This is a genomic window from Nocardia sp. NPDC049149, assembly GCF_043197455.1.
In the GTDB taxonomy this organism is placed as follows: Bacteria; Actinomycetota; Actinomycetes; order Mycobacteriales; family Mycobacteriaceae; genus Nocardia.
This window is the reverse complement of record NZ_JBICTD010000017.1, coordinates 109,091-133,282: the sequence shown is the minus strand read 5'-3', so window position 1 is coordinate 133,282 and position 24,192 is coordinate 109,091. Positions and strand designations below refer to the sequence as shown.

The window sequence follows — 24,192 nt, the reverse complement described above, 5'->3', positions numbered from 1 at the left end:
TGCAGCGAGACTCACTCGCTCTCGGCACCACCTTCTTCGTCGTCTTCCTCGTCGTCGTCTTTGTCGCTTTCCTCGGTGTCGGTCTCTGCGGCGGGTTCGTCGTCGCTGTTTTCGTCGTCTGCTTCGTAGCCGGTTTCATCGACCGGAGCGGCAGGTGCGTCTGCTTCTTCGGCTGCTGGCTCGTCGGGAACTTCGGGTGCGGGGGCGGGGTCGTTCATGGATCAATCGCCCTCTGCGCGTGTCCCACCATCGATGGATCGAAGTCACGATCGCGTAGCGCTACCGCGTGTCTGCCGTTTTATCTTGTGTCGCAATGGAATCCGAATCGTCGGTTTCATCAGGTGTTGGCCTTGCTGTTGCTTGACAGTGTTGCCGAGAGCTGACGGGCGGCATCCAGGGTTGCCGAGATGTACTCGTCGCGTTCGGGTTTCGTGGTCGCCGACTGGAGCGGACCGAGTTGGACTTCGTAGGCCGCAGTGCCGGTGACGTCGAAGACGGGGGCGGCGAGGTAGCTGAGGGGGAGTGCGTCGGTGGAGTCGAGCTCGGACTTGGTGTAGGGCCGAGAGGTGAGCTCGGCGAGCTGGCGCAGCACGCGGGAGCGTAGATGTGGTTGCAGCAGTTCGGTTCCCACGGCGCTGAGCAGATCGGCGAGCAGGTCGACCATGCCTGCGTCGTCGGCGCGGGGACGGAAGACGGCGACGCCGTTGGCGCGGACGAGGGTGAGCAGCGCGCCTGCGGTGCGTTGGTCGGCGCCGGCGGCAGTGCGCAGCCAGGTGTTCTGTTCGGTCGCGGTACGCCAGGGCATGACGCTGGCGCCTGCCGGGAATTGGAGTGGGATGCGGTGGCCCACCGGAATTCCGGGGACGATGCGGTGGGTGCCGTGCCGGACGTCGAGGACGGTCAGGCGGTCCGGTTCGATGCGGCTGAAGGTGGCGCCGTAGCCGGTGCGAGCAGCGAGGGCGGCGATGATGTCGCCGACGCCGGGCGGGAGCGCGGCACCGTGCAGGCCGACCAGTGCGGGGCCGATGGCGTATCCGCGGTGCCGGTCTCGGGCGACCCAGCCTGCCTCGTCGAGTTCGGCCAGGATGGCGGTCGCGGTGGCGCGGGCGATGCCGAGGCGTTCGGCGATGCCTGCGACGCTGACCGGCTCGGTGGCGGTGGTCAGGAGGGACACGATCTCGATGACGCGGCGCGTCGGCGGGGACGCGGAGCGATCGGGCATTGGCGGAATCCCTTGTCTCGATTCGGGCGGACGACCTACTATGTCGAATATTAGATCATCTAGTGTCGAATATTCGACATCCGAAGCTTCGACACCTCAGCGCGAATGGAGCGCGAATGATTCTGGATCGGTTCCGCATCGATGGGCAGGTCGCCGTTGTCACGGGCGCGGGTCGCGGGTTGGGTGCGGCGATCGCGGTGGCCTTTGCCGAGGCGGGCGCGGATGTGCTCATCGCGGCACGGACCAAGAGCCAGTTGGACGCGGTGGCCGAGCAGGTGGCCCACGCCGGGCCGCAGGCGCATGTCGTCGCGGCGGATCTGAGCGATCTCGACGCGACCGCCGCGCTGGCGGAGGCGGCGGTGCAGCGGTTCGGTCGCCTCGACATCGTGGTGAACAATGTCGGCGGCGCGATGCCGTGCCCGTTGCTCGACACCACGCCGCAGGCGCTGGTCGATGCCTTCAATTTCAACGTCACCAACGCGCACGCACTGGTGCGGGCCGCGGTGCCGCACATGCTCGCGACGGCGGGCGGCGGCTCCATTCTCAACATCACCTCGACCATGGGCAGGCTTCCCGGCCGGGCCTTCGCGGCATACGGCACGGCGAAGGCCGCGCTCGCGCACTACACGAAACTCGCTGCGCTCGACCTGAATCCACGCATCCGGGTGAACGCGATCGCGCCGGGCTCGATCCTGACCTCCGCGCTGGAAATCGTCGCGAGCAACGACGCGATGCGTACCCAGTTGGAGTCGAAGACACCACTACAGTCGATCGGTGATCCCGACGATATCGCGGCCGCCGCGCTCTATCTGGTTTCGCCCGCAGGCAAGTACCTCACGGGCAAGGTGCTCGAGCCCGACGGTGGCCTGATCGCCCCGAACCTCGACCTTCCGATCGGAGACCTCTGAGATGACCTATCGCGTGGTGCAGTGGGGTACTGGCAATGTCGGCAAGCACGCGCTGGCGGGCGTCATCGCCAATCCTGATCTGGAATTGACCGGCGTGTGGGTGTCCGGCCCAGCGAAGGCGGGACAGGACGCGGGAGCCCTTGCCGGACTGGATCATTCGGTCGGCGTCGCGGCGTCGATGGACGCCGACGCCATCCTCGCGGCGAAACCCGATTGCGTCGTCTACTGCTCGATGACCGACAACCGCCTGTTCGAAGCCGTCGGCGACCTGCAGCGGATACTCAGCGCCGGAATCAACGTGGTCGCCTGCGCGCCGGTGTTCTTCCAGTACCCGTACGGCGTGCTGCCGGACGAACTGCTGAAGCCGGTGGAAGAAGCCGCGGCACAGGGCAATTCGTCGCTGTTCGTCAACGGCATCGATCCTGGTTTCGCCAACGACCTGCTGCCGCTGGCGCTCGCGGGTACCTGCCTGCGCATCGATCAGCTCCGCTGCATCGAGATCGTCGACTACGCCAGCTACGACAACCGTGAAGTCATGTTCGACATCATGGGTTTCGGTAAGCCCGTCGACGACATCCCGCTGCTGCTGCAGCCCGGTGTGCTCTCGCTCGCCTGGGGCGGCGTGGTGCGCCAGCTGGCCGCGGGCATCGGTGTCACCCTCGACACGGTCACTGAAACTTACGAGCGAATCCCGGCAGGCCATTCCTTCGACATCGCCACCGGTCACATCGCCGAGGGCACCGCTGCCGCACTGCGTTTCGAGGTGCGCGGCATGGTCGGCGACGACGTCGTCACCGTGTTGGAGCACGTGACCCGCCTGCATCCCGACCTGTGCCCCGACTGGCCGCAGCCCGCCGAGCGGCAGGGCTCCTACCGCGTCGAAATCACCGGCGAGCCCAGTTATGCCATGGATTTGGTGACGTCGAGCCGTAACGGCGACCACAACTACGCCACCTTGGTCGGCACGGCCATGCGCATCGTCAACGCGATCCCCGCCGTGGTCCAGGCGCCGGCGGGCATCGTGACCGCCCTCGACCTACCGCTCATCACCAACCCGGCGGCACGGAACGGAAAGCCCTAGCGGCGGTGGCTCATTCGCGCGATCGATACCGTTCCAGCACTCGTACGTGGTGCGGTTCGAGCTCGGCGAGTGTGCCGACACCGAGCAACTTCATCGTCCGCACGATCTGCGTGCGCAGGATGTCGATGGCCCGGTCGACGCCCGCCTCCCCGCCCGCCATCAGCCCATACAGATAGGCCCGCCCGATGAGGGTGAACCGCGCGCCGAGGGCGACGGCGGCGACGATGTCGGCACCGTGCATGATGCCCGTGTCGAGGTGAATCTCCATGTCGTCGCCGACCTCGCGCACCACCGACGGCAGCAGATGCAGCGGCACCGGCGCGCGATCCAGTTGCCGCCCACCGTGATTCGACAACACGATGCCGTCGACACCGAGCCCGGCCAAGCGTTTCGCGTCCGCGACGGTCTGCACGCCCTTCACCAGCATCCGCCCCGGCCAGCGCTCCCGGAGCCAGGCGAGATCGTCGAAGCCGACCGTCGGATCGAACATGGCATCGAGCAGTTCACCTACGGTCCCGGACCAGCGGTCGAGCGAGGCGAAGGCCAGCGGTTCGGTGGTGAGGAAATCCCACCACCACCATGGCCTGCGCAACGCGTCGAACGCGCCGCTGAGGGTGATCGAGGGCGGCACCGTCATGCCGTTGCGCGCATCGCGCAGCCGTGCGCCTGCCACCGGCACGTCGACGGTGACGACGAGGGTGTCGAATTTCGCTGCGGCGGCCCGCCCTACGAGCGCCAGGGAACGATCGCGGTCGGTCCACATATAGAGCTGGAACCAGTTGCGGGCGTCGACGCCGGTGCCTGCGGCGAGATCCTCGATGGCCGTTGTGCCCATGGTGGACAACGTGAATGGGATGCCTGCTCGTTCGGCGGCCCGCGCCCCGGCCAGTTCGCCCGCGGTGTGCATCATCCTGGTGAACCCGGTCGGCGCGATGCCGAACGGCAGTGCGGCGGTGGCGCCGAGCACCGTGGTCGTGGTGTCGGCCGCCGCGACGTTGCGCAGGATCGCGGGCCGGAACTCGATGTCGGAGAACGCTTCCCTGGCCCGGTTCAGGCTGATCTCGGCGTCGGCGGCGCCATCGGTGTAATCGAAGGCGACCTTCGGGGTGCGGGCGCGCGCCATCTCCCTGAGGTCCCAGATGGTTTGGGCGCGTGCGAGTTTGCGTGCCCGTCCGCCGAACGGACGCTCGAATTTGACCAATGGCGTCAGCTCGCGCGGCCGGGGCATCCGGCGTGCGGTCACCGGCCTGCCCCGGCGGCGTGGGCGGCGGTGCGCAGCCGCAGCGAATGCATGCCGCTGTCGACTTCGAGCATGGTCCCGGTTGTCGACGCGGCCATCGGACCGGCCAAATACGCGACGGCACCGGCTACTTCGGCCGCGGTGACCAGCCGCCCGTGTGGCTGTCGCGCCCGTAACGCGGCCATTTCGGCGTCGGGATCCGCGCTGGCCGCAAGCAGCCGTTGCACCCATGGCGTGTCGACGGTCCCTGGATTCACGCAGTTCACCCTAATACCGTCGCCGAGGTGGTCGGCGGCCATCGCGCGGGTGAGCGCGAGGATGGCGCCCTTGCTCGCGCTGTAGACGGCACGGTCGGGCAGCCCGGTGGTGGCGGCGATCGAGCAGATGTGCACGATCGCGGCGGCGGGCGAGCGCCGCAGGTGGGGGAGCGCGGCGCGGGAGACGCGCACTGTGCCGAACACATTCACGTCGAATACTCGTCGCCATTCCGCGTCGGTGTTGTCCTCGATGGTGCCCTGCGCGCCGATGCCTGCGCAGTTGACGAGGATGTCGATCCGTCCGAACGCGTCCACCACCGCCGCCGTCGCGTGCCGCACCGATACGTCGTCGGTGACGTCGCAGCGCAGGGCGAGCCCTGACGCGGGAGGCGTGCCTCCTGGCTCGAGATCCAGCACCGCCACCCGTGCGCCTGCGGCCGCGAACGTCGCGGCGACCGCCTGCCCGATCCCGGACGCGCCGCCGGTGACCACGGCCACCAGCCCGTCGAATGTGCCACGCGACGACATACCGTCCACCTTCTCGCGTCGATCCCGGTGCGAGCAACCGCCCAGAACAGATCCGATGTTTGACCCTGGCGAAGATAACACCGCTGTCCGCGGTATGGGCCAGATTGCCACTGGGAAGCTGAGATTGGTCGATTTTTCCGCTCCCATTGCGCGGACAGACATCCGATGTATAGTCGTGACCCAGATCACTATCTGGAACGAGGATCCCCCATGGCGCGTCTCACGGCGCTGGACACCTTCGATGTCCGGTTCCCGACGTCGCGAGAGCTCGATGGCTCGGACGCGATGAACCCCGACCCCGACTATTCCGCGGCGTACGTGATCCTGCGGACCGACGCGGAAACGGGCGCGGACGGCCACGGTTTCGCGTTCACCATCGGCCGCGGCAACGACGTGCAACGCGTCGCCATCGCATCGCTCGCACACCTGGTTGTCGGACGCTCGGTGGCCGAGATCGTCGGAGACCTCGGCGGCTTCGCCCGCGCGCTCGCCGCGGACTCCCAATTGCGTTGGCTCGGCCCGGAGAAGGGCGTGCAGCACATGGCGGTGGGTGCGGTGATCAACGCCGCGTGGGATCTCGCCGCGAAACTGGCCGGAAAACCGGTGTGGCAGTTGGTCGCCGAGATGTCGCCGGAACAGATCGTCGAGCTGATCGACTTCCGCTATCTCACCGATGCCCTCACGCCGGACGAGGCGCTGGCGATCCTGCGCCGCGCCGAGCCGGGCAGACGGGAGCGGACGGATCGATTACTCGAGGCTGGCTATCCGGCCTACACCACCTCGCCCGGCTGGCTCGGGTACTCCGACGACAAGCTGGCCAGGCTGGCCAGACAGGCGGTGGCCGACGGGTTCGGCACAATCAAGATCAAGGTCGGCCGCGACGTCGACGAGGACGTGCGGCGGATCAAGGTCGCCAGGGAGGCGATCGGACCCGACATCGGGTTGGCCGTCGACGCGAACCAGCGCTGGGACGTCGGCCCCGCGGTGGACTGGATTTCCCGGCTGGCGCCGGCGAATCCGGCCTGGGTCGAGGAGCCGACCAGCCCGGACGACATTCTCGGGCACGCCGAGATCCGGCGTCGCGTTGCGCCCGTGCGGATTTCGACCGGCGAGCACGGCCAGAACCGGATCCTGTTCAAGCAGCTGCTGCAGGCAGGCGCGGTCGACATCCTGCAGATCGACGCGGCCAGGGTGGCGGGCGTCAACGAGAACCTGGCAATTCTGTTGCTGGCGGCCAAGTTCGGGGTTCCGGTGGTGCCGCACGCGGGTGGCGTCGGGCTGTGTGAGCTGGTGCAGCACCTGGCGATGATCGACTACATCGCGATCAGCGGCAGCATCGAGGGGCGGGCGATCGAATTCGTCGATCACCTGCACGAGCACTTCCGGTATCCGGTGCGCGTGCGCGACGGACGCTATCTGGCGCCGCGGGAACCGGGCTTCAGCGCCGAAATGCTGCCTGCCTCGCTACAGGACCACACCTACCCGACCGGCGCCGTGTGGCGCGACACCGACTCGAATTCGACACCGGGAGTTGACCTCTCGACCCACCCGCAGGAGAAATCATGAAAGCCGCCAGCATCATCGGCATCGCCATCGGCGCGACGCTGATCATCGCAAGCACCGCGTGTTCGCGGGATTCGATCGATACCGGCAAGAGTGGCGCAGGCGTCACCGTCGGCAGCGGTGCGGAAGCCGGCGTCCTCGTCGGCGCGGATCAGCCACGCTCGGACTCCGACTTCTGGAGTGCTTACGCGGGCTATCTAGGCCCGAAAGCCGCTGCGGCAGGGGTGAAGCTGGAGAACACCTCCTCCGACAACGACGCCAACCGGCTGAAGTCGAACGTGGACACCCTGCTGTCGAAGAACGTCAAGGCGATCATCATGGCGCCGCAGGACACCGCGGCGGTGAAACCCGCGCTGTCCGCCGCGTCCGCGAAAAGTGTGCCGGTGGTCAGCGTCGACACCCGGCCGGACAGCGGCGGCGTGTACATGGTGGTGCGCGCCGACAACCGCGCCTACGGCACCAAATCGTGCATCTACCTCGGTGAAACACTCAAGGGCACAGGCAAAGTCGTCGAATTTCAGGGTGACCTGAGCTCGATCAACGGCCGCGACCGGTCCGAGGCGTTCGCCGAGTGCATGAAGACTCGCTACCCCGGCATCAAGGTGATCGAGATCCCCACCGACTGGAAGGGCGACCGTGCCGTCTCGGGCCTGCAGGACAAACTGCTGACCGATCCCGATATCAACGGCATCTACATGCAGGCGGGCGGCGTGTTCCTGCAGTCGACGCTCGCCTTGCTCAAGCGCAGCGGCAAACTGGTGAAAGCCGGTGCGCCCGGCCACATCACGATTGTGTCGAACGACGGCATCAAAGCCGAACTGGACGCCATCGAGGCGGGCGAGATCGACGCGACGATCTCCCAGCCCGCGGATCTGTACGCGCAGTACGCGGCGGTGTATGCGAAGGCCGCCATCGACGGCAAGAAGTTCACGCCCGGCCCGACCGACCACGGATCGACCATCATCGACACCGGCATCGGCGGGATGCTCGAAGACCAACTGTCCGCTCCGGTCGTCACGAAGACCGGCGGCAAGGTGGGCGAACTCGACACGCTGACCCCGTCGGCGCCCGGCCTGTGGGGGCACGGCGGCTGATGACGGCGACCGGGGAACCGATCGCCGAGGCGATCGACGTATCGAAGCGATTCGGCCGCAACGTGATTGCATTGGATCGGGTCGGGCTGCGGGTGACCGCGGGCCGCACCCACGCGCTGGTCGGCCGCAATGGCGCGGGGAAATCGACCCTGGTGTCGATCTTGACCGGACTCGCAGCTCCTGATGAGGGGGAGGTGCGCTTCAACGGTCTCCCTGCGCCGTCGCCCGCCGACCGGGACGCGTGGCGCGCCAAGGTGGCGTGCGTCTACCAGAAGTCCACGATCATCCCCGACCTGTCGGTGGCGGAGAACCTGTTCGTCAACAATCAAGGGTTCGGCGGCCGAATCATCAACTGGCGCACCGTGCGTCGCCGCGCTCGCGATCTGCTCGACACCTGGTCGGTGCCGGTCGACGTCGACACCGTCGCCCGCGATCTCTCGGTCGAGCACCGGCAGCTGGTGGAGATCGCCCGCTCGCTGTCGCACGGTGCCCGGTTCATCATTCTGGACGAGCCGACCGCGCAGCTCGACGGGCCTGCGATCAAACGGTTGTTCGCCAGGATCGGGGACCTGCAATCGCAGGGCGTCACCTTCTTGTTCATCTCGCACCACCTCGACGAGACCTACGAGATCTGCCGGGATATCACGGTCTTCCGGGATGCCAAGCATGTGGTGACCGCCCCTGCCGCGGAGTTGGGGAAGCGGGAACTCATCGCCGCGATGACCGGCGACTCGGTGGAGCTGCAGACCTCGGTCGCCCGCCGCGACCCGGACCGCTCGGCAGCGCCCACCTTGACGGTCGACGGACTCACGCGCACAGGCGAATTCGCCGAGGTGTCGTTCGCGGTCCGGCCCGGTGAGATCGTCGGCCTGGCCGGCGGCGGCAGCAGTGGCCGGATCGAGGTGGCCGAGACGATCGTCGGATTGCGCAAGGCGGCAACGGGTTCGGTCCTCGTGTCCGGCAGCGCGCCGCGCGGCGGCGGCGTACGCGGCGCGCTGGACGCCGGTATCGGTTTCGTGCCGCGCGATCGGCACGAGGAGGGCCTGATCCCGGAAATGAGCGTCGCCGACAACGCGACGCTGACCGTGCCGCACCGGCTCGGACGGCTCGGCCTGCTGTCCCGGCGCACCCGGAACACGGTGGCGGGCAAGGCCATCGACGAGCTCGGCATAAAAACCGAAGGGCCGGACCAGAGCGTGGCGGAACTGTCTGGCGGCAACCAGCAGAAGGTGGTGTTCGCTCGTGCGCTGGCCACCGACCCCGCGGTGCTCGTGTTGATCACCCCGACGGCGGGCGTCGACGTCCGGTCGAAGGAGACGCTGCGCGCGGTCGTGCGCGCGGCCGCCGACCGCGGCACCGCCGTGCTGGTGGTGTCGGACGAACTCGACGATCTGCGCGACTGCGACCGGGTCTTGGTGATGGTGCAGGGCGTGATCGTGCAGGAATTCGAGCAGGGCTGGGGCGACAAGGAACTCGTCGCCGCGATGGAAGGACTGTCATGACCCCGATCGCGACCGGGCGCGAACCCGCGACCCGCGAGCCGACCTCGACCCGGCGCACCGTGCGCTGGGGTGCGCTGCGGGATTTCCTGCTGGTGCCGCCGATCCTGCTGGTGCTGGTGGTCGGCTACTTCATCAACACCAACTTCGTCTCGCGCGACAACCTCACCAACGTGCTCACCACCATGAGCGGCATCTCGTTGATCGTGCTTGCCGAGGTGCTGGTGCTGGTGGTCGGCCGGATGGACCTGTCGCTGGAATCGACCTTCGGGCTCGCGCCCGGTGTCGCCATCTGGGCGACCATGGGTACCGCGCAGGTGGGCGCCTACTCATGGACGTCGCCGTGGATGGCCATTCCGATCGCGCTGCTCGTCGGGCTTGCCGTCGGCGCGCTCAACGGGGTGCTGATCGTGCGTTTCGGGTTGAACGGCTTTATCGTCACGCTGGCCATGCTCATCGCGCTGCGTGGGTTGCTGACCTTCCTGACCGAGGGGTTCACGCTCACCAAGATTCCGCCGTCGGTCGAATGGTTGGGCAATACCAGGGTTTTGGGTGTGCCTGTCGATGTGGCGCTCTGTTTGGCGCTGTTCGTCCTCGGCTACCTGGTATTGACCTACACGACGGTCGGGCGGTCGCTGTATGCGGTCGGCGGCAACGAGGCGGCCGCGCGGGCCGCGGGCATTCGCACCGATAACGTCGTTATCGGCGTGCTGGTCATCGCCGGTGGGCTTGCGGCGATCGGGGGCCTGATCTATTCGGGGCAGTTCGCCAGTGTGCAGGTGAGTCAGGGCGACGGGATGATCTTCCAGGTGTTCGCCGCCTGCGTGATCGGCGGCGTCGCGCTCAACGGCGGGCGCGGTTCGGTGCTCGGCGCGTTCTTCGGCGTGCTGATCCTGACCTTGATTCAGAAGCTGCTGTCCTACGGCGGAGTGAGTGCCGACTCGCTCAAGTTCATCAACGGTGCGCTGATCCTGGTCGCCTTGGTGATCACCCGGGTCGCCAGTGGACGACGGCAGGAGTAGCGATGCGAATTGCGTTGCACACCAGGCTGAAACCGGGCGCGGAAGTCGAGTACGAGGCGGCGCATCGCGCAGTGCCCGCCGAGTTGGTCGCGGCGATCAGGTCCGCCGGGGTCACCGACTGGACCATCTGGCGCAGCGGCAGCGAGCTGTTTCACGTGATCGACTGTGCCGCATACGATGTGCTGCTCGAGCGACTGGCCGAGCTGCCGGTGAACATCGCATGGCAGCTGCGGATGGACGAGTATCTGGCAGCGGCGCACGACTATTCGGCGGCGGGCGCCGACGCGGGGCTGCCGGTGGTGTGGGAGCTGAATCCCGCACCGGTAGCGGGAGAATGACGTGGAACAGCGGTACGGCGAAGAATTGCCACTGCGATCCGGTGGCACAACCACGCGGCGCAGCGGGGTGACGCAAGGCCTCGAGCACATCGTGCTCGGCGGTGCGGGATATGCGGGCCTGTTTCGCCCGGTGCGTGCCGAGGACGCGCAGGCGGCGCTCGCGGCGGCCTGGGATGCGGGCATCCGTGCCTTCGACACCGCGCCGCACTATGGCGCAGGCGGTAGCGAGGAGCGGCTCGGCGCGTTCCTGCGCGAGTGTCCACGCGCCGCCTACCGGCTCTCCACCAAGGTTGGACGTCTGCTGTATGACGATCCGCAGGCTCCCGACGGTGCGGCCGACTTCTACGGCATGCCGAAACGCTCACGGCGACGGGACTATTCGGCCGACGGAGTCCGCCGGTCGTTGACGGACTCACTCGAACGGCTCGGCCTGGATCGGGTCGACCTGCTCCTGATTCATGATCCCGACGACTACCAGGAGGAAGCGCTGGCCGGGGCGATGCCTGAGCTGCAACGAATGCGGGATCTCGGGGTGGTCGCGGAAATCGGTATCGGCGTCAACGATGTGGCGGTCGCATTGCGCTTCGTTCGGGAGGCCGACATCGATCAGGTGATGATCGCGGGCCGATACACCTTGCTCGACCGGCGGGCGGAGGCTGAGCTGCTCCCCGAATGCGCGCGCCGGGGCATCCGGGTGCAGGTGGCCGGTGTGTTGAACAGCGGCATCCTGGCGGATCCCGTGCGCAGGGCGACCTTTGACTACCGGCAGGCCGACGGCGAGGTGGTGGAGCGTGCGCTGGCGATGGACCGCCTCTGCGCGACCTACGACGTCCCGCTGCGCGCGGCCGCCTTGCAATTCCCGCGCCGCAACGCCGCCGTCACCGCGACGGTGATCGGTGCGGGGACCAGCGCGGAGCTCTCCGATACCATTGCGATGCTGAATACGTTTGTGCCGGAAGAACTCTGGGACGAACTGGACAAGGCGGCGCCGTGCTGATCCGCTGGCGCGTGTCACCCTGCCGCGCGTTGCAGCCACTCCATCACGCCGGCCACATGGGCGAGGGCACGCGCATGCGCCAGCTCCGGATCGCGCGCGGCGATCGCGTCACAGATCCCGCGGTGCTCGGCAACGGTCCGCTCGAACGCTCGTTCCTCGGTGATCCCACGCCAGATCCGCGCCCGCATGGTCGGCATCGACAGCGAATCCAGCAGCGAGCCAAGCACTTTGTTGCCGGAGGCGGCGGCGATCGCGGCGTGGAACTCCAGGTCGAGCGTCACCAGCTCGGTCACCGAGGACGTCTCCGGCACGACCAGCGTCCGCAAGTGCTCGATGTGGTCCTCGGGCATGTGCTGCGCGGCGAGCGCGGTGGCGGCGGGCTCGAGGATCCGCCGCACGCCGAGAATGTCCAAAACCGAATCGTCCTGGTGGAATTCGAGCAGGAAGCTCATCGCGTCGAGCAGCGACTTGGGTTCCAGGCTGGACACATAGGTGCCGTCGCCTTGGCGCACGTCGAGGATCCGCACCAGCGACAGCGCCCGCACTGCCTCGCGCAGCGAGTTACGCGAGACGCCGAGCTCGGCGGCGAGATCCGCTTCGCGGGGGAGCCGCGAGCCCGGCTCCAGATCGCCGGAGATGATCATCGCTTTGATCTTCGCTATCGCGTCGTCGGTGACCGACACCTGTTTCCTTCGCCTTCGAGGATGTGAAGCTATGCCTCCGATGACTGTAGACTCCCACGTCCATGTCTGGCAGGTTGACGGCGGAAAATTCGACGTACAGTACGATTGGCTGAACGAAACATCGGATGTATTACGCCAAAACTACACTTTGGCCGACGTGGATCCGGCGCTGGCCGACCACGGTGTCGGCGCGATCGTGCTGGTGCAGGCGGCCGATTCGCTGGCCGAGAACCGGGCGCTGCTTGCCGCGGCCGTCGCCACCTCGCGCCCTGCGGCGGTGGTCGGTTGGTTGCCGCTGCATCGGCCCGAGCTTGTCGCCGCCGAATTGCCGCGGTGGCGTTCGCATCCGGAGTTCGTCGGCGTCCGGCACATGATCCATCGCGATCCGGACCCGAAATGGTTACTGCGCCAGGAGGTTTCCGAGAGTCTGGCACTCCTCGCCGAAGCGGGCCTTGCCTTCGACGCGGTGGCCGAACGGCCGGATCTGCTTGCCCAGGTTCCGTTGATCGCGCGCGAGCACCCGGACCTGACGATCATCCTCGACCATCTCGGCAAGCCGCCGATCGCGTCGAATGGTTGGCAACCGTGGGCCGACCTGCTCTCAGACGCGGCGTCGGCGCCGAACGTGGTGGCCAAGATCTCCGGATTGGCGACAGTGTCCGGCACGGAAATCAGCGCCGCACGCTGGCAACCGTATGTCGACCACGCACTGGCGGTGTTCGGGCCGGGACGGCTGATGGTCGGCGGCGATTGGCCTTTCACCCTCACCGCCGCGTCCTATCCCACCGTGTGGCGCACCACCATGGCCACCCTCGCCCACCTCGATCCGGCCGAACGGGTGCAGGTGCTGACCGAAGTGGCATGGCGGACATACCAACTGCCCCTCGCACCCACCTGGATGACCGAAGGAGAACTCGAATGAAGTTGCAGCGCATCGGTGAGCCCGGCGCGGAACAGCCGATCGTCGTCGACGGCGAGCACGCCTACGACCTGCGACCACTCACCAGCGACATCGACGGCGACTTCCTCGCCGCAGGCGGCATCGAGACCGTCGCCGCCGCACTCGCGGCCGGACAGCTGCCCCGGGTCGACATCGACGGACAGCGCATCGGCGCGCCCATCGCGCGGCCCCAGGCGGTGTGGTGCGTCGGCATGAATTACGCCGCGCACGCCGCGGAATCGGGTTCGGCGCCGCCGCAGGCGCCTGTCGTGTTCTTCAAGACACCCAACACTGTGGTGGGGCCGTACGACGACGTGCTGATCCCGCGCGATTCCCGCAAGACCGACTGGGAGGTCGAACTCGCGCTCGTCATCGGGCGGCGGGCGCGGTACCTCGACTCGGCCGAATCAGGGCTGAATCACGTTGCTGGATACACCATCTCGAACGACGTCTCGGAACGTGCATTCCAGCTCGAACATTCGGGCGGACAATGGTCGAAAGGCAAGTGCTGCGAGACATTCAATCCGCTCGGCCCCGCGCTGGTGCCGCGCGACCGGCTCGACCCGGGCGACCTGCGGCTGCGGTCGTTCGTGAACGGCGAAGCGCGGCAAGACTCCAGCACCGCCGACCTCATCTTCGATGTCGGCTTCCTCGTCTGGCACCTGTCGCAATACGCCGTCCTCGAACCCGGCGACATCATCAACACCGGAACGCCTGCGGGCGTGGCACTTTCCGGTCGGTACCCGTACCTGCGCGACGGTGATGTGGTCGAGGTCGAGATCGAGGGGATCGGGCGGGCGAGGCAGGTGTTCCGGGATGCTGCTTAGGTGCCTGGTGCCTGGTGCCTGGTGCCTGGTGCCTGGTGCCTGGTGCCTGGTGCCTGGTGCCGGATGGCCGTGGCGCGGCGGTGAGGTGCCGACACGGCCGCGTTGTGGTGGCGGGGTGCCGGATGGCTGCGGTGTGGTGGCCGCCGCACCGCCGACATCACCTGTCGGCGAGCACCTCCAGCGCCCGGTCGACGTCGTCGATGTCGTTGTACAGGTGGAACGAGATCCGCAGCCCGCCGTTGCGTGCCGAGGTCATCACCCCGGCCTGCTCCAGCCGTCCGGCGGCATCGCCCGCGCCGGAGAGCGTCACGATCGGTGAACGGCTCGGCACGAACGCCAGGTCGAGCGCGGACAACCCGGCCCGGAAGCGGTCAGCCAGGTCGAGGTTGTGCGCGTTGATCTTCTCGACGGTGAGCTCCTCGATCAGCGAGATGCCCGCACTCGCGGCGATCACGCCGAGCCAGTCGGGTGTCGAGTCGAAACGGCGGGCGGTGGTCGCCAAGGCGACCGGCCGATACAGCTCGGCCCATCGATCCTCGGCCGCGTACCAGCTCAGGCTGACCGGGCGCACTGTCGCGGCGGCCTCCGGTCCCGCCGCGAAGAAGGCGACGCTGCGCGCACCGATCAACCATTTGAAGGTCGCGCACACCCAGTAGTCGGCGTCGGCGAAGGTCAACGGCAGCCAGCTCGCCGCCTGGGTGGCGTCGACCAACAGCCGGGCACCGTGCGCGTTGGTGGCCGCACGCAGAGTCGGGAGGTCGGTGACCCGGCCGTCCGCCGACTGTACGACGCTCACCGCGACCAACGCGGTCTCCGGCCGCACCTCGTCTGCAAGCCGTTCCAGTGGAACGGTGCGCACCGTGAGATCGCCTCGATACAGGAAAGGCATGGTCACCGAGGCGAATTCACCCTCGGCCACCAGCACTTCGGCAGCGGGCGGCAGCGCGAGGGCGACCGGTGTGATCAGCGGGGCGACGCCGCCGCCGATCGCGATGTCGTCGGCGGTCGCGCCGTCGAACAGCCTGGCGAACGACTCGCGCAGTTGCGGCACCAGATGGTCTTGCGTCGCTGGTGCGCCCCGGCCGCTCGACCACTGCGCGTTGGCTTCGCGGACGGCGGTCAACGACCGTGCGGAGGGCAGGCCGTAGGAGGCTGTGTTGAGGTAGGTGGCTTCGAGAGTGAACTCGTCGGGGGCGAGGGACGTCATAATGGCAGCATTCGCCGCCCGCAGGCCTCCCGTCCAGCGCCAGGGAGCCGAAAGTGGACCGTTCTACTCGCCCGCTACTGCGGTGTGGGCGTTGCCCACATGTTCGCCAGCAGTTGATAACTGGGCGTGTCCGAGAGCGTCTGCATCGATTCGTAGATCCGCTGATACTTGGTGGAGGTGATCCGCCAGCGGCCGTCGCCGTCCAAACGGTAGGTGTCGGAATAGTATCCGGCACCCCTGATCAGCACTCCGTACTGGGTCGCGATCACGGTGTCTTCGAAAGCCCATGAGCCGCTGGCGGTTTCGCCGTCCACGTGGATCTCGGGGTGGTTCGCGATGTGTACGGAGACAACCTCGGGGCCGAGGTTCTCCCGCATGAACGCGGTAATCGCCGCCCGCCCGTCCAACTCCAGCGGTTCTCCGAGCGCACGGGTGCCGTAACGCCCGATCGCGTCGACGGCGAGAGTGTCGGCGAACTCGTCCCACCGCTTCAGATCCAACGTGCGGAAGTACTGATACTTGAGCTGCCGAACCGCTTCCATGGCCTCGAGATCCATGACCCCAGCCTGACACATCAAACAATAACCTGTTCTAGTTTTAGGGACTGATCTCGGGGAGTGTCCGATCCGGTGGGGTGGGTACTCGGTAGAGCGAGGCATGCCGATGCCATGCATGCGCTCATCGCATCGAATCGTCACGGGAGCCTGCTGTGAACGAGAGTCCTGTCACCCCGACCACGACCCGTCGGCATGATCCTGCCTTGGATCAGTCTGTCGCCTTGGATGCCGCGGCGAACCGTTTGGAGAAGGAGTTCGACGGCATCGTCGCGGACGACGCCATCGAGCAGTTCCTCCACTCGGCCTACGACCATGTCGCCGACCACGCGACGATCGACACGTTCCTGCCGCTGCTTGCTGAGCGCTACACCCGAGAGTGGTTGTACGCCTTGGTCGGTCAGCGGGTCGGCTCCGCATAGTTGTCAACACTCGGTTCCGGCTAGCGAGAAGATCCGTAGTGGTCTCCGTAGTTTCCGGGATTCCACTTCGTGCTCGCCGAGGCATTGTGATGGGGGACACAAAGGTGTGTGCCGAAAACGCACATGCCTAATAGAAATACTTCTAAGCTCTAGGCGAGCACACGTGGAGGTGAGCTATGACGGTCGAGGCGGTGACCCATCCCGAGTCCGGAGAGTTGTGGACGGGATCGGGACCAGCGTCCGCTCGGCCGCCACAGCCGCCGGTGTCCATGATCGAGCGAATGACGCTGATACTGGAGGCTTTCGACGGCGCGACGCCGACGCTCACCCTACTCGGTCTCGCTGAACGCACCGGCCTGCCCCGGTCCACGGTGCATCGCATTCTCGATCAGATGATCCGCTTGCGCTGGCTCGCGCACGCGCCCGGCGGCTATCGGCTCGGCATGCGCAATCTGGAGCTGGGCGGACTTGCCGCCGACCACAACGAGATTCGCGATGTGGTGAGCCCGCTGCTGCACGATCTGTGTCAACGCACCGGCATGGTCGGGCATCTCGGCGTGCTGGACGGTCGCGAGGTGCTCTACCTGGACAAGGCGGGCGGCCGATGCACCGCGAGCGTGCCGACTCGGCTCGGCGGCCGGATGCCCGCGCACAGTACGGCTTTGGGTAAAGCGCTGCTCGCGTCGCTGGAACCGAGCATCGTGGAAACCTCGTTCCGTGACCGACTACCGCAGCTCACGCCGCGAACCATTTGCGAGAGAACCGAATTGCACCGGGAACTCGCGCGGGTCAGGCACCGGCAGGGTGTCGCGGTGGACAACGAAGAGTCGGTGCTCGGCATCGCCTGCGTCGCGGTGCCGATCCGCGGTCGCGGCGCCGCGGTGGCCGCGCTGTCGTTGTCCGGGAACATCGGTGGTGAGCGAACCACGTTGGACACCGCCCGCCTCGCCCGCGTCCTCGTCGAGGTCGCGCACGAGGCAGGCCGCTCGCTGTTCCCGCGCCACGCTCGTTGGCGCTGAATTCCGCTGTTGCACACTGTCAGCGGTTGCGCTTCGCCTGCCGCTGACCGCCGCCTGCGTTGAATTCCGCTGTTGAGCACTGTCAGCAGTGGCAATTCGCCTCCCGCTGAACGCTGCCTGCGCTGAATTCCGCCCCTGAACGCTGTCGGCAGTTGCGATTTCGCCTGTCGCGGACTTCCGCTCAGTGCGGAATCGAGTCGATCAGCGCCCGCGCCCCCTGGCGAAGCAGATCCGCGCCGACGAAGAACCCGAGCGCCTGCGGATCTTCCGGCACACCCCAGTGGTGTGAGTCTAACCACTGACTTCCGTCCAGATTGAACACCTTGCCGTGCAACGTGAGCCGACCGGTGCGGTCGGTGGTCGCGTAGCCCGCGATGGGGGAGTTGCAGTGCCCTTGCAGCGCATGCAGCATCGCGCGTTCCGCATCCGCCTGCCGGTGAGTGTCCGCGTGATCCAGCTTCGCGCCGAGTTCGAGCAGTTCGGTGTCGGTGTTGCGGCATTCGAGGACGATGATGCCCGCACCGATCGGCGGGCACATGGTGTCGAGGTCGAGGGTTTCGGTGATCCGATGCGCCTGATCAACGCGGTGCAGTCCGGAGACGGCCGCGATGAGCACATCGATATGTCCCTCTTCGAGGCGGGCCAGCCGGGTATTGACGTTGCCGCGCAACGGCCGCACCGTCAGGTGCGGGTAGTGCAGCCGCAGCTGTGCGGTCCGGCGCACCGAGCTGGTACCGACCACGGTCCCCTCGGGCAACTCGGCCAGCGGCGCGCCACTGCTGGTGATCACCGCGTCGTGCACGTCGTCGCGGGGCAGGTAGCCGGCGAACGCGAGCCCCTCCGGCACCGGGATATCGCCGGGGATGTCCTTGAGGCAGTGCACGGCAACGTCGGCCTCGTCGACGAGCAACGCGTGGTCGATCTCTTTGACGAAGGCGCCTTTGCCGCCGAGCTTGGCCAGGTCACCCATCCACCGATCTCCGGCGGTGGTGACCTTGACCAGTTCACTGTCCATCCCGAGCCCGGCAAGTAGCCCGGCGACCTGTTCGGCCTGGGCCAATGCCATCGGACTCGAGCGGGTGGCAATGCGAATAATGCGCGAACGCGACATGCCGACCGACATTACTCCCGGCGCCGACCCGTTCTCGACCGAGGCCCGCCTTACCTATCGGACGATCTGTCCGCGGAACCTGCCGCGCGCATCCTCGCGGCGACGACAATGGGAGGGCCGGGGCGGGACTGGCCGGGGTTAGGAGCACCACGTGCTGTACAGCGACGAACATCAGGAATTCCGGGCGATGGTCCGGCGCTACCTGGAACAGAAGATCAACCCCCACGTCGATGCGTGGGAAGAGGCCGAAATGATGCCGCTGCACGAGATATTCGCCGATATGGCGAAACTCGGGATGCTCGGGCTCGAATACGACCCCGCCTATTCGGGGCAGGGCGCCGACCATCTGTTCACGGTTGTGCTGTGTCAGGAGCTCGGCCGGGTCGCGCACGGATCGTTTCCGATGGCGCTCGGCGTGCACGTCGCGATGGCGACGCCGTCGCTGCACGCGCACGGCAGCGAGGAGCTCAAGCAGGAATATCTCGCACCGGCCATGCGCGGTGAAACCGTCTGTGGCGTGGCGGTTACCGAGCCGGAGGCGGGTTCGGACGTGGCGGCCATCCGGACGCAGGCGCGCCGCGACGGCGACGACTGGGTGATCAACGGCTCGAAGATGTTCATCACCAACGCCGTTCAGGCCGATTGGCTGTGCACGCTGGTGCGCACCTCGCCCGAGGGCGGGTATCGGGGCATCAGCCAGATCATCGTGCCGACCGATGCTCCTGGCTTCAAGGTGCATCGCAAGCTGGACAAGCTCGGCATGCGCGCCTCCGACACCGGCCTGCTCACCTTCGAGGATGTGCGAGTTCCGGTGCGCAACACGATCGGTGAGATCGGCCGCGGGTTCCAGCAGCAGATGTCGCAGTTCGTGATGGAGCGGATGTTCGCGGCTTACAGCGCGCCGATCAGTTGTGCTCTACAGCTGGAGATGACCCGCGACTACGCCAAGCAGCGCAAGGTATTCGGCCAGCCGCTGACGGCGAACCAGTACCTGCAATACACCTACGCCGAGCTGGCCGCGAAGGTCGACATGCTTCGCGTCTACACCGAGGCGATCGGGCAGGCCTACGCCGCAGGCGGCGATGTCACCAGGATGGCGACGATCGCCAAGCTCGACGCGGGCAGGCTGACTCGGCAGGTGGCGGACTGGTGTCTGCAGGTGCACGGCGGGATGGGCTATATGTCGGAGACTTGGACCTCCCGCGCGTTCCGGGACAGTCGTCTGCTGAGCATCGGCGGCGGCGCGGACGAGGTGATGCTGCGGGTGCTTTCGCTGATGGACGGTTTCGCCTGACCCTCCGGCATATGCCTAGACGATATAGTCCTAGTCGTGACCGATGCGCAGCCAAACCCGGCGGACGCCGAGGTGCCCGATCTCCCGACGACCAGCTGGGCCGTGCTCGGGATGCTGTCGCACGCCGACGAGCTCTCCGGTTATGACCTGAAGAAATGGGCGGACAGCAGCCTGCAGTTCTTCTACTGGAGTCCGTCGTTCAGCCAGATCTACGCCGAGCTCAAACGGTTGGAGAAGCACGGCTACGCCAGCTCGCGCACCGTGCTGCAGGAGGATGGCGTGCGCGGCAAGCGGATGTACGCGATCACCGCGAGTGGGCGTGCGGCAGCGGCACATTGGGTCAATCACGCGCCGGTGGAGGCGCCGGTGCTCAAGCACAGCGTGATGCTGCGGGCCTGGCTCGGTCATCTCGCCGAGCCGGATCGGCTGCGGGAAATCCTCACCGAGCACATCGGTTACGCGGAGCGGATGCGCGGACTTGCCGAGGCGGATGCCGCGACCGAGCAACCGCAGCGTCCGTATCCGGCCGCCGTACTGCGCTGGTGTGTCCGGCATTACGAGGCGGAGGCGGAGTTCGGCAGGGAGCTGCTCGCCGACGTCGACAAACGCGCGGCCAAGATCACCAGGAAGGCGCGCAGCCGCGCGTCGTGACCGGATGATTTCCGATGGGCTGCCGGAGTGTCCAGTTGGATGCTGGGGATTTGCCCCATGCTTGCTGAAGCGTGAGTCTTTCACTGCGAAGAATTTTCGTTCATCGCATGCGGCGGGCGTTCGGCTGCTTTCCTAAGGGACGTCAGGATGGACAGTCCGTGAGGGAGCGCAGCAGGTTGCCGCGCACCCTCCGCGTGACGGAGCCGAGCGAGTGCGCGGCGCAGTCACGCATAGGTGAGCCGGAGTCGGGGAGCGATGCACCGGATACCGATCAACCAGCGACACTTCCGTTCCGGTTGGCTGTGGACCGGCATCGGACTGGTAGCCATCGCAGGCGTCGCCGTCTGGCTCACCCGGCCCGAGCCGGTGCGCTGCGACGCGCGAGACGCGATGATGGCCCAGTCGGCGACGTCGCGAACGCCCGCTGTCACCATGACTTTCGGCCCGCTCACCAGCTCCGTGCCGCCGCCGCAGCCGGTCGTTTCGGGGGAGGCGCGCTACTACGCGTTCAGTCACGGGGTGGCGTGTTCGTTCCCCGGACTGCCGCTGGACGGCTTCTACGTCGGGATGTCGACGCCGGAATACGGCACCGCCGATCCGTGCGGTGCGTTCCTCGACATCCAGGGCCCGCACGGCGACGTGCGCGCGCAAATCGTCGACCGTTGCCCGGGATGTGCTCCGGGACAACTGGATCTGAGCAAGGCCGCGTTCGACCAGATCGCCGACCCGGTCGAAGGGGTGGCGAAGGTCCGTTACTCGGTGGTGCGCAATCCCGAGCCGCCGTCGGAGCTGTCGTATCAGGTGAAGCCGGACTCCACCGCCGTGTGGTTCTCGATGCTCGTCAGCGGCGCCGGAAACCCGTTGCGGGAGGTCACTATTCGGCCCGCGGCCGGTGGCGCGTGGCAGACCATGTCCCGCGGCATGGACAACTACTGGTCCATCACCGGCGCCGGGCCAGGGCCGTTCGCCGCGCGGATCACCGACGTGCACGGCAATCACGCGGAAATCCAAGGCATCACGCTGGATGCGGGAACGCGAGTGAGCGGGGCCCGGCTCTACACCGGCGAACCGCTGATCACGGCCCCGATCTCGCCGCCGCCACCGATCACCGCACCGACCACGCTGGTGGCGGCGCCACGACCGCAACTCGACTCGGATATGACTGCGATCAGTTGTAAGCCGTAGACACCAGCCTTTAAGTCGGTGGGGGCGATAGCCCCTACCCGTAAACCGCAGTCCTCAACCGACTTTCGCCGCAATCGCGCGCCCCGCGGCCCGCCCGGAGAAGATGCACCCGCCCAGGAACGTGCCTTCCAGCGCGTTGTACCCGTGCACGCCACCACCGCCGAACCCGGCCACCTCGCCCGCCGCATACAACCCGGGGAACGCGCTGCCATCCTGCCGGATCACCTGCGAGTCGAGGTTGGTCTGCAAGCCGCCCAACGTCTTTCGGGTCAGAATGTTCAACCGCACCGCGATGAGCGGCCCGGCCGCCGGGTCGAGGATCCGGTGCGGCTTGGCGACCCGGACCACCTTGTCGCCGATGTACTGCCGCGCGTTGGTGATCGCCATCAGCTGGCTGTCCTTGGAGTACTTGTTGGTCACTTCGCGATCCCTAGCCACGATCTGGCGCTCCAGCGCGTCGTGGTCGAGCTGCGGGCCGCGCGCGATCTTGTTCATCCCGGCGACGAGGTCACGCAGGTTGTCGGCGACCACGAAGTCGACGCCGTGCTGCTTGAACGCCTCCACCGGGCCAGGCGCACCCTTGGCGATGCGGCTCTTCAGCGCGAATTTCAGGTCCTTGCCGGTGATATCCGGGTTCTGCTCGGACCCGGACAGCGCGAACTCCTTCTCGATGATCGACTGGGTGAGCACGAACCAGGAGTAGTCGTAGCCGGTGGACAGGATCTCCTTCATGGTGGCGTTGTTGTCGAAACCGGGGAAACACGGTGCGGGCAAACGCCTTCCGTTCGCGTCGAACCACAGCGACGACGGCCCGGGGATGATCCGGATGGCATGATCGGGCCAGATCGGATCCCAGTTCATGATGCCTTCGGTGTAGTGCCACATCCGATCCCGGTTGACGACGGCGCCGCCCGCGGCCTCGGTGATGCCGAGCATCCGGCCGTCCACGTGTGCGGGCACCCCGGAGATCATCGTCTCCGGGCACTTGCCGAGCCGCTCGGTGGGCCAGTTGCGCCGGATCAGCTCGTGGTTGTGGCCGATGCCGCCGGACGTGACGATCACCGCTTTGGCCCGGAACTCGAACTCGCCCACCACAGTTCGGGACGACTTCTTGCCGCGTTCGACGTCGGTCGCCTCGAGGACACTGCCACGCACCCCGACGACGGCGTCGTTCTCGACGATCAGCTCGTCCACTTGATGCCGGAAGTTGAAGCCGACCAACCCGCGCTGTTCACCGGCCAGCACCGGCTCGGCGAACACTCGCACCACTTCCGGCCCGGTGCCCCAAGTGAGGTGGAACCTTGGCACCGAATTGCCGTGCCCGTCGGCGAATCCGCCGCCGCGCTCGGCCCAGCCGAGCACCGGCGTCACCTTCAGGCCGAGATCGTGCAGATAGTCCCGCTTCTCGGTGGTCGCGAACCGCACGTACGCCTGCGCCCACTGGCGCGCCCACAGATCCTCGTCCTCCCGGTCGAAGCCGGCCGAGCCGAGCCAATCCTGCAGCGCCAGTTCGTAGGAGTCCTTGATGCCGAGGCGGCGCTGTTCCGGCGAGTCGACGAAGAACAACCCGCCGAGCGACCAAAAGGCCTGTCCGCCAAGGTTGTTGCGATTCTCCTGGTCGAGCACGAGCACCTTGCGGCCCGCTTTGACCAGCTCGTGGGTCGCGACCAACCCGGCTAGGCCTGCGCCGACCACGATGACATCCGCCGCGGCGGCGAATTCGGGACTGGTGTTGGACATGGTCATCCTTCGGTTTCGGTGCTGTAGGCCAGCACGACATGGAAGAAGAGTTCGGTGCGCCTGCGGCGCACGGCACGGCTGCGCGGTTCCATGAGCACCTGCACGCTGGTGCCGTCGTGCACCGCGACGAGCGCCTGGCCGAGTGTTTCCGGATCTGGCACGGTGCGTCCGATGCGCGCCAGCGCGGCGATGATGGTCGGCATCAGCGCAGTGCTGATGGCTTCCTCCCGCGCGGCCATCACCTGCCGCAATCCGGGATTGCGCAAGGCGTGTGCGGTGAATTCCGCGGTGATCCGATACCACGCCTCGTCGATCGGCACCGCGCGCTCGAGGCGTTCGATCGAGCCGCGCACGTCGTCGCCGCCGGTGACGGTGATCTCGTCGAGGACGCGCTGGACCTCGGCGAGCATCGCGGCCGACCGCTGTTCCCACATGGCGAGGAACAGCTCGTCGAGCGAGGCGAAGTTGGAGTAGAAGGCACCGCGGGTGAAGCCGGCCCGTTCGCAGACGCGTTCCACGGTGGCCCGGCCGAAGCCTTCCTCGGCGAAGGCGTCGTAGGCGGCGGCGAGCAGGCGGTCCCTGGTTTCGGCGCGGCGGCGGGTCACCCTGGTCGCCGCGGCTCCTGCCTCGGTGGATGACGCCAACGGGTACCTCCTCGGACGGGACCGGGAACAGACGGCCGGTTGGATACAGAAACGTATTCGATACATAAATGTATCAGAAGCGGAGCTGTGACGTGGCGAAATCGGCCTAGTAGGGTCGAACTCGACTCGAGACGACCGTTGCTTTCTTACGACACAGGGGAGATCG

Annotated in this window: 25 protein-coding genes; 15 read left to right on the top strand and 10 right to left on the bottom strand. The window is 67.0% G+C overall.

Going from position 1 to position 24,192, the window contains the following annotated elements; all coding sequences use genetic code 11:
- Positions 1-11: 11 nt before the first annotated feature.
- Together ACGFNJ_RS42125 and ACGFNJ_RS42120 are read right to left on the bottom strand one after the other, a co-directional pair.
- Positions 12-218 carry a hypothetical protein gene (locus ACGFNJ_RS42125; protein WP_393461898.1) on the bottom strand — a complete coding sequence of 69 codons (207 nt, stop codon included), beginning with the start codon at positions 216-218 and terminating at the stop codon, positions 12-14.
- 119 nt (positions 219-337) lie between these two features.
- The gene (locus ACGFNJ_RS42120; protein WP_393461896.1) at positions 338-1,222 is read right to left on the bottom strand and encodes a helix-turn-helix domain-containing protein; all 885 of its coding nucleotides are present in this window, start codon (positions 1,220-1,222) and stop codon (positions 338-340) included.
- 116 nt (positions 1,223-1,338) lie between these two features.
- Here ACGFNJ_RS42120 and ACGFNJ_RS42115 point away from each other — a divergent pair, with 116 nt between their 5' ends.
- Both ACGFNJ_RS42115 and ACGFNJ_RS42110 read left to right on the top strand, forming a co-directional pair.
- The gene (locus ACGFNJ_RS42115) at positions 1,339-2,130 is read left to right on the top strand and encodes an SDR family oxidoreductase (RefSeq protein ID WP_393461894.1); all 792 of its coding nucleotides are present in this window, start codon (positions 1,339-1,341) and stop codon (positions 2,128-2,130) included.
- 1 nt (position 2,131) lies between these two features.
- Positions 2,132-3,211 (top strand): diacylglycerol kinase, encoded by a 1,080-nt coding sequence (locus ACGFNJ_RS42110; protein WP_393461892.1) that lies wholly within the window; start codon positions 2,132-2,134, stop codon positions 3,209-3,211.
- 10 nt (positions 3,212-3,221) lie between these two features.
- Here the strand turns inward: ACGFNJ_RS42110 and ACGFNJ_RS42105 are convergent, their stop codons facing one another.
- Together ACGFNJ_RS42105 and ACGFNJ_RS42100 are read right to left on the bottom strand one after the other, a co-directional pair.
- A complete protein-coding gene (locus ACGFNJ_RS42105) occupies positions 3,222-4,439 on the bottom strand; it encodes an alpha-hydroxy-acid oxidizing protein (protein WP_393461928.1) in 1,218 nt (405 codons plus the stop codon).
- Positions 4,440-4,450: 11 nt separating this feature from the next.
- Positions 4,451-5,236 (bottom strand): SDR family NAD(P)-dependent oxidoreductase, encoded by a 786-nt coding sequence (locus ACGFNJ_RS42100; RefSeq protein WP_393461890.1) that lies wholly within the window; start codon positions 5,234-5,236, stop codon positions 4,451-4,453.
- Between the two features lie 210 nt (positions 5,237-5,446).
- Between ACGFNJ_RS42100 and ACGFNJ_RS42095 the strand changes: the two genes are divergently transcribed.
- Genes ACGFNJ_RS42095 through ACGFNJ_RS42070 form a run of 6 tightly spaced genes read left to right on the top strand, consistent with a single transcriptional unit; the run spans position 5,447 to position 11,749 of the window.
- Complete coding sequence (locus tag ACGFNJ_RS42095) at positions 5,447-6,802, top strand: L-fuconate dehydratase (RefSeq protein WP_393461888.1); 1,356 nt, start codon at positions 5,447-5,449, stop codon at positions 6,800-6,802.
- A complete protein-coding gene (locus tag ACGFNJ_RS42090; protein WP_393461886.1) occupies positions 6,799-7,893 on the top strand; it encodes a sugar ABC transporter substrate-binding protein in 1,095 nt (364 codons plus the stop codon). Before ACGFNJ_RS42095 ends, ACGFNJ_RS42090 begins: the two co-directional genes overlap by 4 nt.
- A complete protein-coding gene (locus tag ACGFNJ_RS42085; RefSeq protein WP_393461884.1) occupies positions 7,893-9,395 on the top strand; it encodes a sugar ABC transporter ATP-binding protein in 1,503 nt (500 codons plus the stop codon). Before ACGFNJ_RS42090 ends, ACGFNJ_RS42085 begins: the two co-directional genes overlap by 1 nt.
- Positions 9,392-10,414: an ABC transporter permease gene (locus ACGFNJ_RS42080; RefSeq protein ID WP_393461882.1), complete on the top strand. Its 1,023-nt coding sequence runs from the start codon at positions 9,392-9,394 to the stop codon at positions 10,412-10,414. The genes ACGFNJ_RS42085 and ACGFNJ_RS42080 overlap by 4 nt, the downstream gene beginning before the upstream one ends.
- 2 nt (positions 10,415-10,416) lie before the next feature.
- A complete protein-coding gene (locus ACGFNJ_RS42075) occupies positions 10,417-10,752 on the top strand; it encodes an L-rhamnose mutarotase (protein WP_393461880.1) in 336 nt (111 codons plus the stop codon).
- Position 10,753: 1 nt separating this feature from the next.
- Complete coding sequence (locus tag ACGFNJ_RS42070; protein WP_393461878.1) at positions 10,754-11,749, top strand: aldo/keto reductase; 996 nt, start codon at positions 10,754-10,756, stop codon at positions 11,747-11,749.
- A gap of 14 nt (positions 11,750-11,763) precedes the next feature.
- Here ACGFNJ_RS42070 and ACGFNJ_RS42065 read toward each other — a convergent pair whose 3' ends face one another.
- The gene (locus ACGFNJ_RS42065; RefSeq protein WP_393461876.1) at positions 11,764-12,432 is read right to left on the bottom strand and encodes a FadR/GntR family transcriptional regulator; all 669 of its coding nucleotides are present in this window, start codon (positions 12,430-12,432) and stop codon (positions 11,764-11,766) included.
- Between the two features lie 31 nt (positions 12,433-12,463).
- Between ACGFNJ_RS42065 and ACGFNJ_RS42060 the strand changes: the two genes are divergently transcribed.
- Complete coding sequence (locus ACGFNJ_RS42060) at positions 12,464-13,354, top strand: amidohydrolase family protein (protein ID WP_393461874.1); 891 nt, start codon at positions 12,464-12,466, stop codon at positions 13,352-13,354.
- Positions 13,351-14,199 carry a fumarylacetoacetate hydrolase family protein gene (locus tag ACGFNJ_RS42055; RefSeq protein ID WP_393461872.1) on the top strand — a complete coding sequence of 283 codons (849 nt, stop codon included), beginning with the start codon at positions 13,351-13,353 and terminating at the stop codon, positions 14,197-14,199. Before ACGFNJ_RS42060 ends, ACGFNJ_RS42055 begins: the two co-directional genes overlap by 4 nt.
- Before the next feature lie 157 nt (positions 14,200-14,356).
- On the opposite strand, the gene ACGFNJ_RS42050 is transcribed toward ACGFNJ_RS42055, so the two are convergent.
- Positions 14,357-15,406 (bottom strand): aminotransferase class V-fold PLP-dependent enzyme, encoded by a 1,050-nt coding sequence (locus tag ACGFNJ_RS42050; RefSeq protein ID WP_393461870.1) that lies wholly within the window; start codon positions 15,404-15,406, stop codon positions 14,357-14,359.
- A 74-nt stretch (positions 15,407-15,480) separates the two neighbouring features.
- On the bottom strand, positions 15,481-15,963 hold the full coding sequence (locus ACGFNJ_RS42045) for a nuclear transport factor 2 family protein (RefSeq protein WP_393461868.1): 483 nt from the start codon (positions 15,961-15,963) through the stop codon (positions 15,481-15,483).
- Between the two features lie 203 nt (positions 15,964-16,166).
- Here ACGFNJ_RS42045 and ACGFNJ_RS42040 point away from each other — a divergent pair, with 203 nt between their 5' ends.
- Together ACGFNJ_RS42040 and ACGFNJ_RS42035 are read left to right on the top strand one after the other, a co-directional pair.
- A complete protein-coding gene (locus ACGFNJ_RS42040; RefSeq protein WP_393461866.1) occupies positions 16,167-16,382 on the top strand; it encodes a three-helix bundle dimerization domain-containing protein in 216 nt (71 codons plus the stop codon).
- Positions 16,383-16,558: 176 nt separating this feature from the next.
- Positions 16,559-17,401, top strand: coding sequence for an IclR family transcriptional regulator (locus ACGFNJ_RS42035; RefSeq protein WP_069166893.1), 843 nt, complete (start codon positions 16,559-16,561; stop codon positions 17,399-17,401).
- A gap of 181 nt (positions 17,402-17,582) precedes the next feature.
- Here ACGFNJ_RS42035 and hemC read toward each other — a convergent pair whose 3' ends face one another.
- Positions 17,583-18,512: a hydroxymethylbilane synthase gene (gene hemC, locus ACGFNJ_RS42030; protein ID WP_393461864.1), complete on the bottom strand. Its 930-nt coding sequence runs from the start codon at positions 18,510-18,512 to the stop codon at positions 17,583-17,585.
- Positions 18,513-18,663: 151 nt separating this feature from the next.
- Here hemC and ACGFNJ_RS42025 point away from each other — a divergent pair, with 151 nt between their 5' ends.
- The 3 genes from ACGFNJ_RS42025 (at position 18,664) to ACGFNJ_RS42015 (ending at position 21,642) form a co-directional block, all read left to right on the top strand.
- Entirely contained in the window at positions 18,664-19,806 is a 1,143-nt protein-coding gene (locus ACGFNJ_RS42025) for an acyl-CoA dehydrogenase family protein (RefSeq protein WP_393461862.1), read from the top strand.
- Positions 19,807-19,842: 36 nt separating this feature from the next.
- Positions 19,843-20,457: a helix-turn-helix transcriptional regulator gene (locus ACGFNJ_RS42020; protein ID WP_393461860.1), complete on the top strand. Its 615-nt coding sequence runs from the start codon at positions 19,843-19,845 to the stop codon at positions 20,455-20,457.
- Between the two features lie 255 nt (positions 20,458-20,712).
- On the top strand, positions 20,713-21,642 hold the full coding sequence (locus tag ACGFNJ_RS42015; RefSeq protein ID WP_393461858.1) for an expansin EXLX1 family cellulose-binding protein: 930 nt from the start codon (positions 20,713-20,715) through the stop codon (positions 21,640-21,642).
- A 54-nt stretch (positions 21,643-21,696) separates the two neighbouring features.
- Here ACGFNJ_RS42015 and ACGFNJ_RS42010 read toward each other — a convergent pair whose 3' ends face one another.
- The gene (locus ACGFNJ_RS42010; RefSeq protein ID WP_393461856.1) at positions 21,697-23,388 is read right to left on the bottom strand and encodes an FAD-binding dehydrogenase; all 1,692 of its coding nucleotides are present in this window, start codon (positions 23,386-23,388) and stop codon (positions 21,697-21,699) included.
- A complete protein-coding gene (locus ACGFNJ_RS42005) occupies positions 23,385-24,026 on the bottom strand; it encodes a TetR/AcrR family transcriptional regulator (protein ID WP_393461854.1) in 642 nt (213 codons plus the stop codon). Before ACGFNJ_RS42005 ends, ACGFNJ_RS42010 begins: the two co-directional genes overlap by 4 nt.
- Between the last annotated feature and the right edge of the window lie 166 nt (positions 24,027-24,192).

Coding starts and splice junctions, on each gene's coding strand:
- ACGFNJ_RS42125 (WP_393461898.1), bottom strand. CDS start 218: ATGAACGACCCCGCCCCCGCACCCGAAGTTCCCGACGAGCCAGCAGCC.
- ACGFNJ_RS42120 (WP_393461896.1), bottom strand. CDS start 1,222: ATGCCCGATCGCTCCGCGTCCCCGCCGACGCGCCGCGTCATCGAGATC.
- ACGFNJ_RS42115 (WP_393461894.1), top strand. CDS start 1,339: ATGATTCTGGATCGGTTCCGCATCGATGGGCAGGTCGCCGTTGTCACG.
- ACGFNJ_RS42110 (WP_393461892.1), top strand. CDS start 2,132: ATGACCTATCGCGTGGTGCAGTGGGGTACTGGCAATGTCGGCAAGCAC.
- ACGFNJ_RS42105 (WP_393461928.1), bottom strand. CDS start 4,439: ATGCCCCGGCCGCGCGAGCTGACGCCATTGGTCAAATTCGAGCGTCCG.
- ACGFNJ_RS42100 (WP_393461890.1), bottom strand. CDS start 5,236: ATGTCGTCGCGTGGCACATTCGACGGGCTGGTGGCCGTGGTCACCGGC.
- ACGFNJ_RS42095 (WP_393461888.1), top strand. CDS start 5,447: ATGGCGCGTCTCACGGCGCTGGACACCTTCGATGTCCGGTTCCCGACG.
- ACGFNJ_RS42090 (WP_393461886.1), top strand. CDS start 6,799: ATGAAAGCCGCCAGCATCATCGGCATCGCCATCGGCGCGACGCTGATC.
- ACGFNJ_RS42085 (WP_393461884.1), top strand. CDS start 7,893: ATGACGGCGACCGGGGAACCGATCGCCGAGGCGATCGACGTATCGAAG.
- ACGFNJ_RS42080 (WP_393461882.1), top strand. CDS start 9,392: ATGACCCCGATCGCGACCGGGCGCGAACCCGCGACCCGCGAGCCGACC.
- ACGFNJ_RS42075 (WP_393461880.1), top strand. CDS start 10,417: ATGCGAATTGCGTTGCACACCAGGCTGAAACCGGGCGCGGAAGTCGAG.
- ACGFNJ_RS42060 (WP_393461874.1), top strand. CDS start 12,464: ATGCCTCCGATGACTGTAGACTCCCACGTCCATGTCTGGCAGGTTGAC.
- ACGFNJ_RS42055 (WP_393461872.1), top strand. CDS start 13,351: ATGAAGTTGCAGCGCATCGGTGAGCCCGGCGCGGAACAGCCGATCGTC.
- ACGFNJ_RS42050 (WP_393461870.1), bottom strand. CDS start 15,406: ATGACGTCCCTCGCCCCCGACGAGTTCACTCTCGAAGCCACCTACCTC.
- ACGFNJ_RS42045 (WP_393461868.1), bottom strand. CDS start 15,963: ATGGATCTCGAGGCCATGGAAGCGGTTCGGCAGCTCAAGTATCAGTAC.
- ACGFNJ_RS42035 (WP_069166893.1), top strand. CDS start 16,559: ATGACGGTCGAGGCGGTGACCCATCCCGAGTCCGGAGAGTTGTGGACG.
- hemC (WP_393461864.1), bottom strand. CDS start 18,512: ATGTCGCGTTCGCGCATTATTCGCATTGCCACCCGCTCGAGTCCGATG.
- ACGFNJ_RS42015 (WP_393461858.1), top strand. CDS start 20,713: ATGCACCGGATACCGATCAACCAGCGACACTTCCGTTCCGGTTGGCTG.
- ACGFNJ_RS42010 (WP_393461856.1), bottom strand. CDS start 23,388: ATGACCATGTCCAACACCAGTCCCGAATTCGCCGCCGCGGCGGATGTC.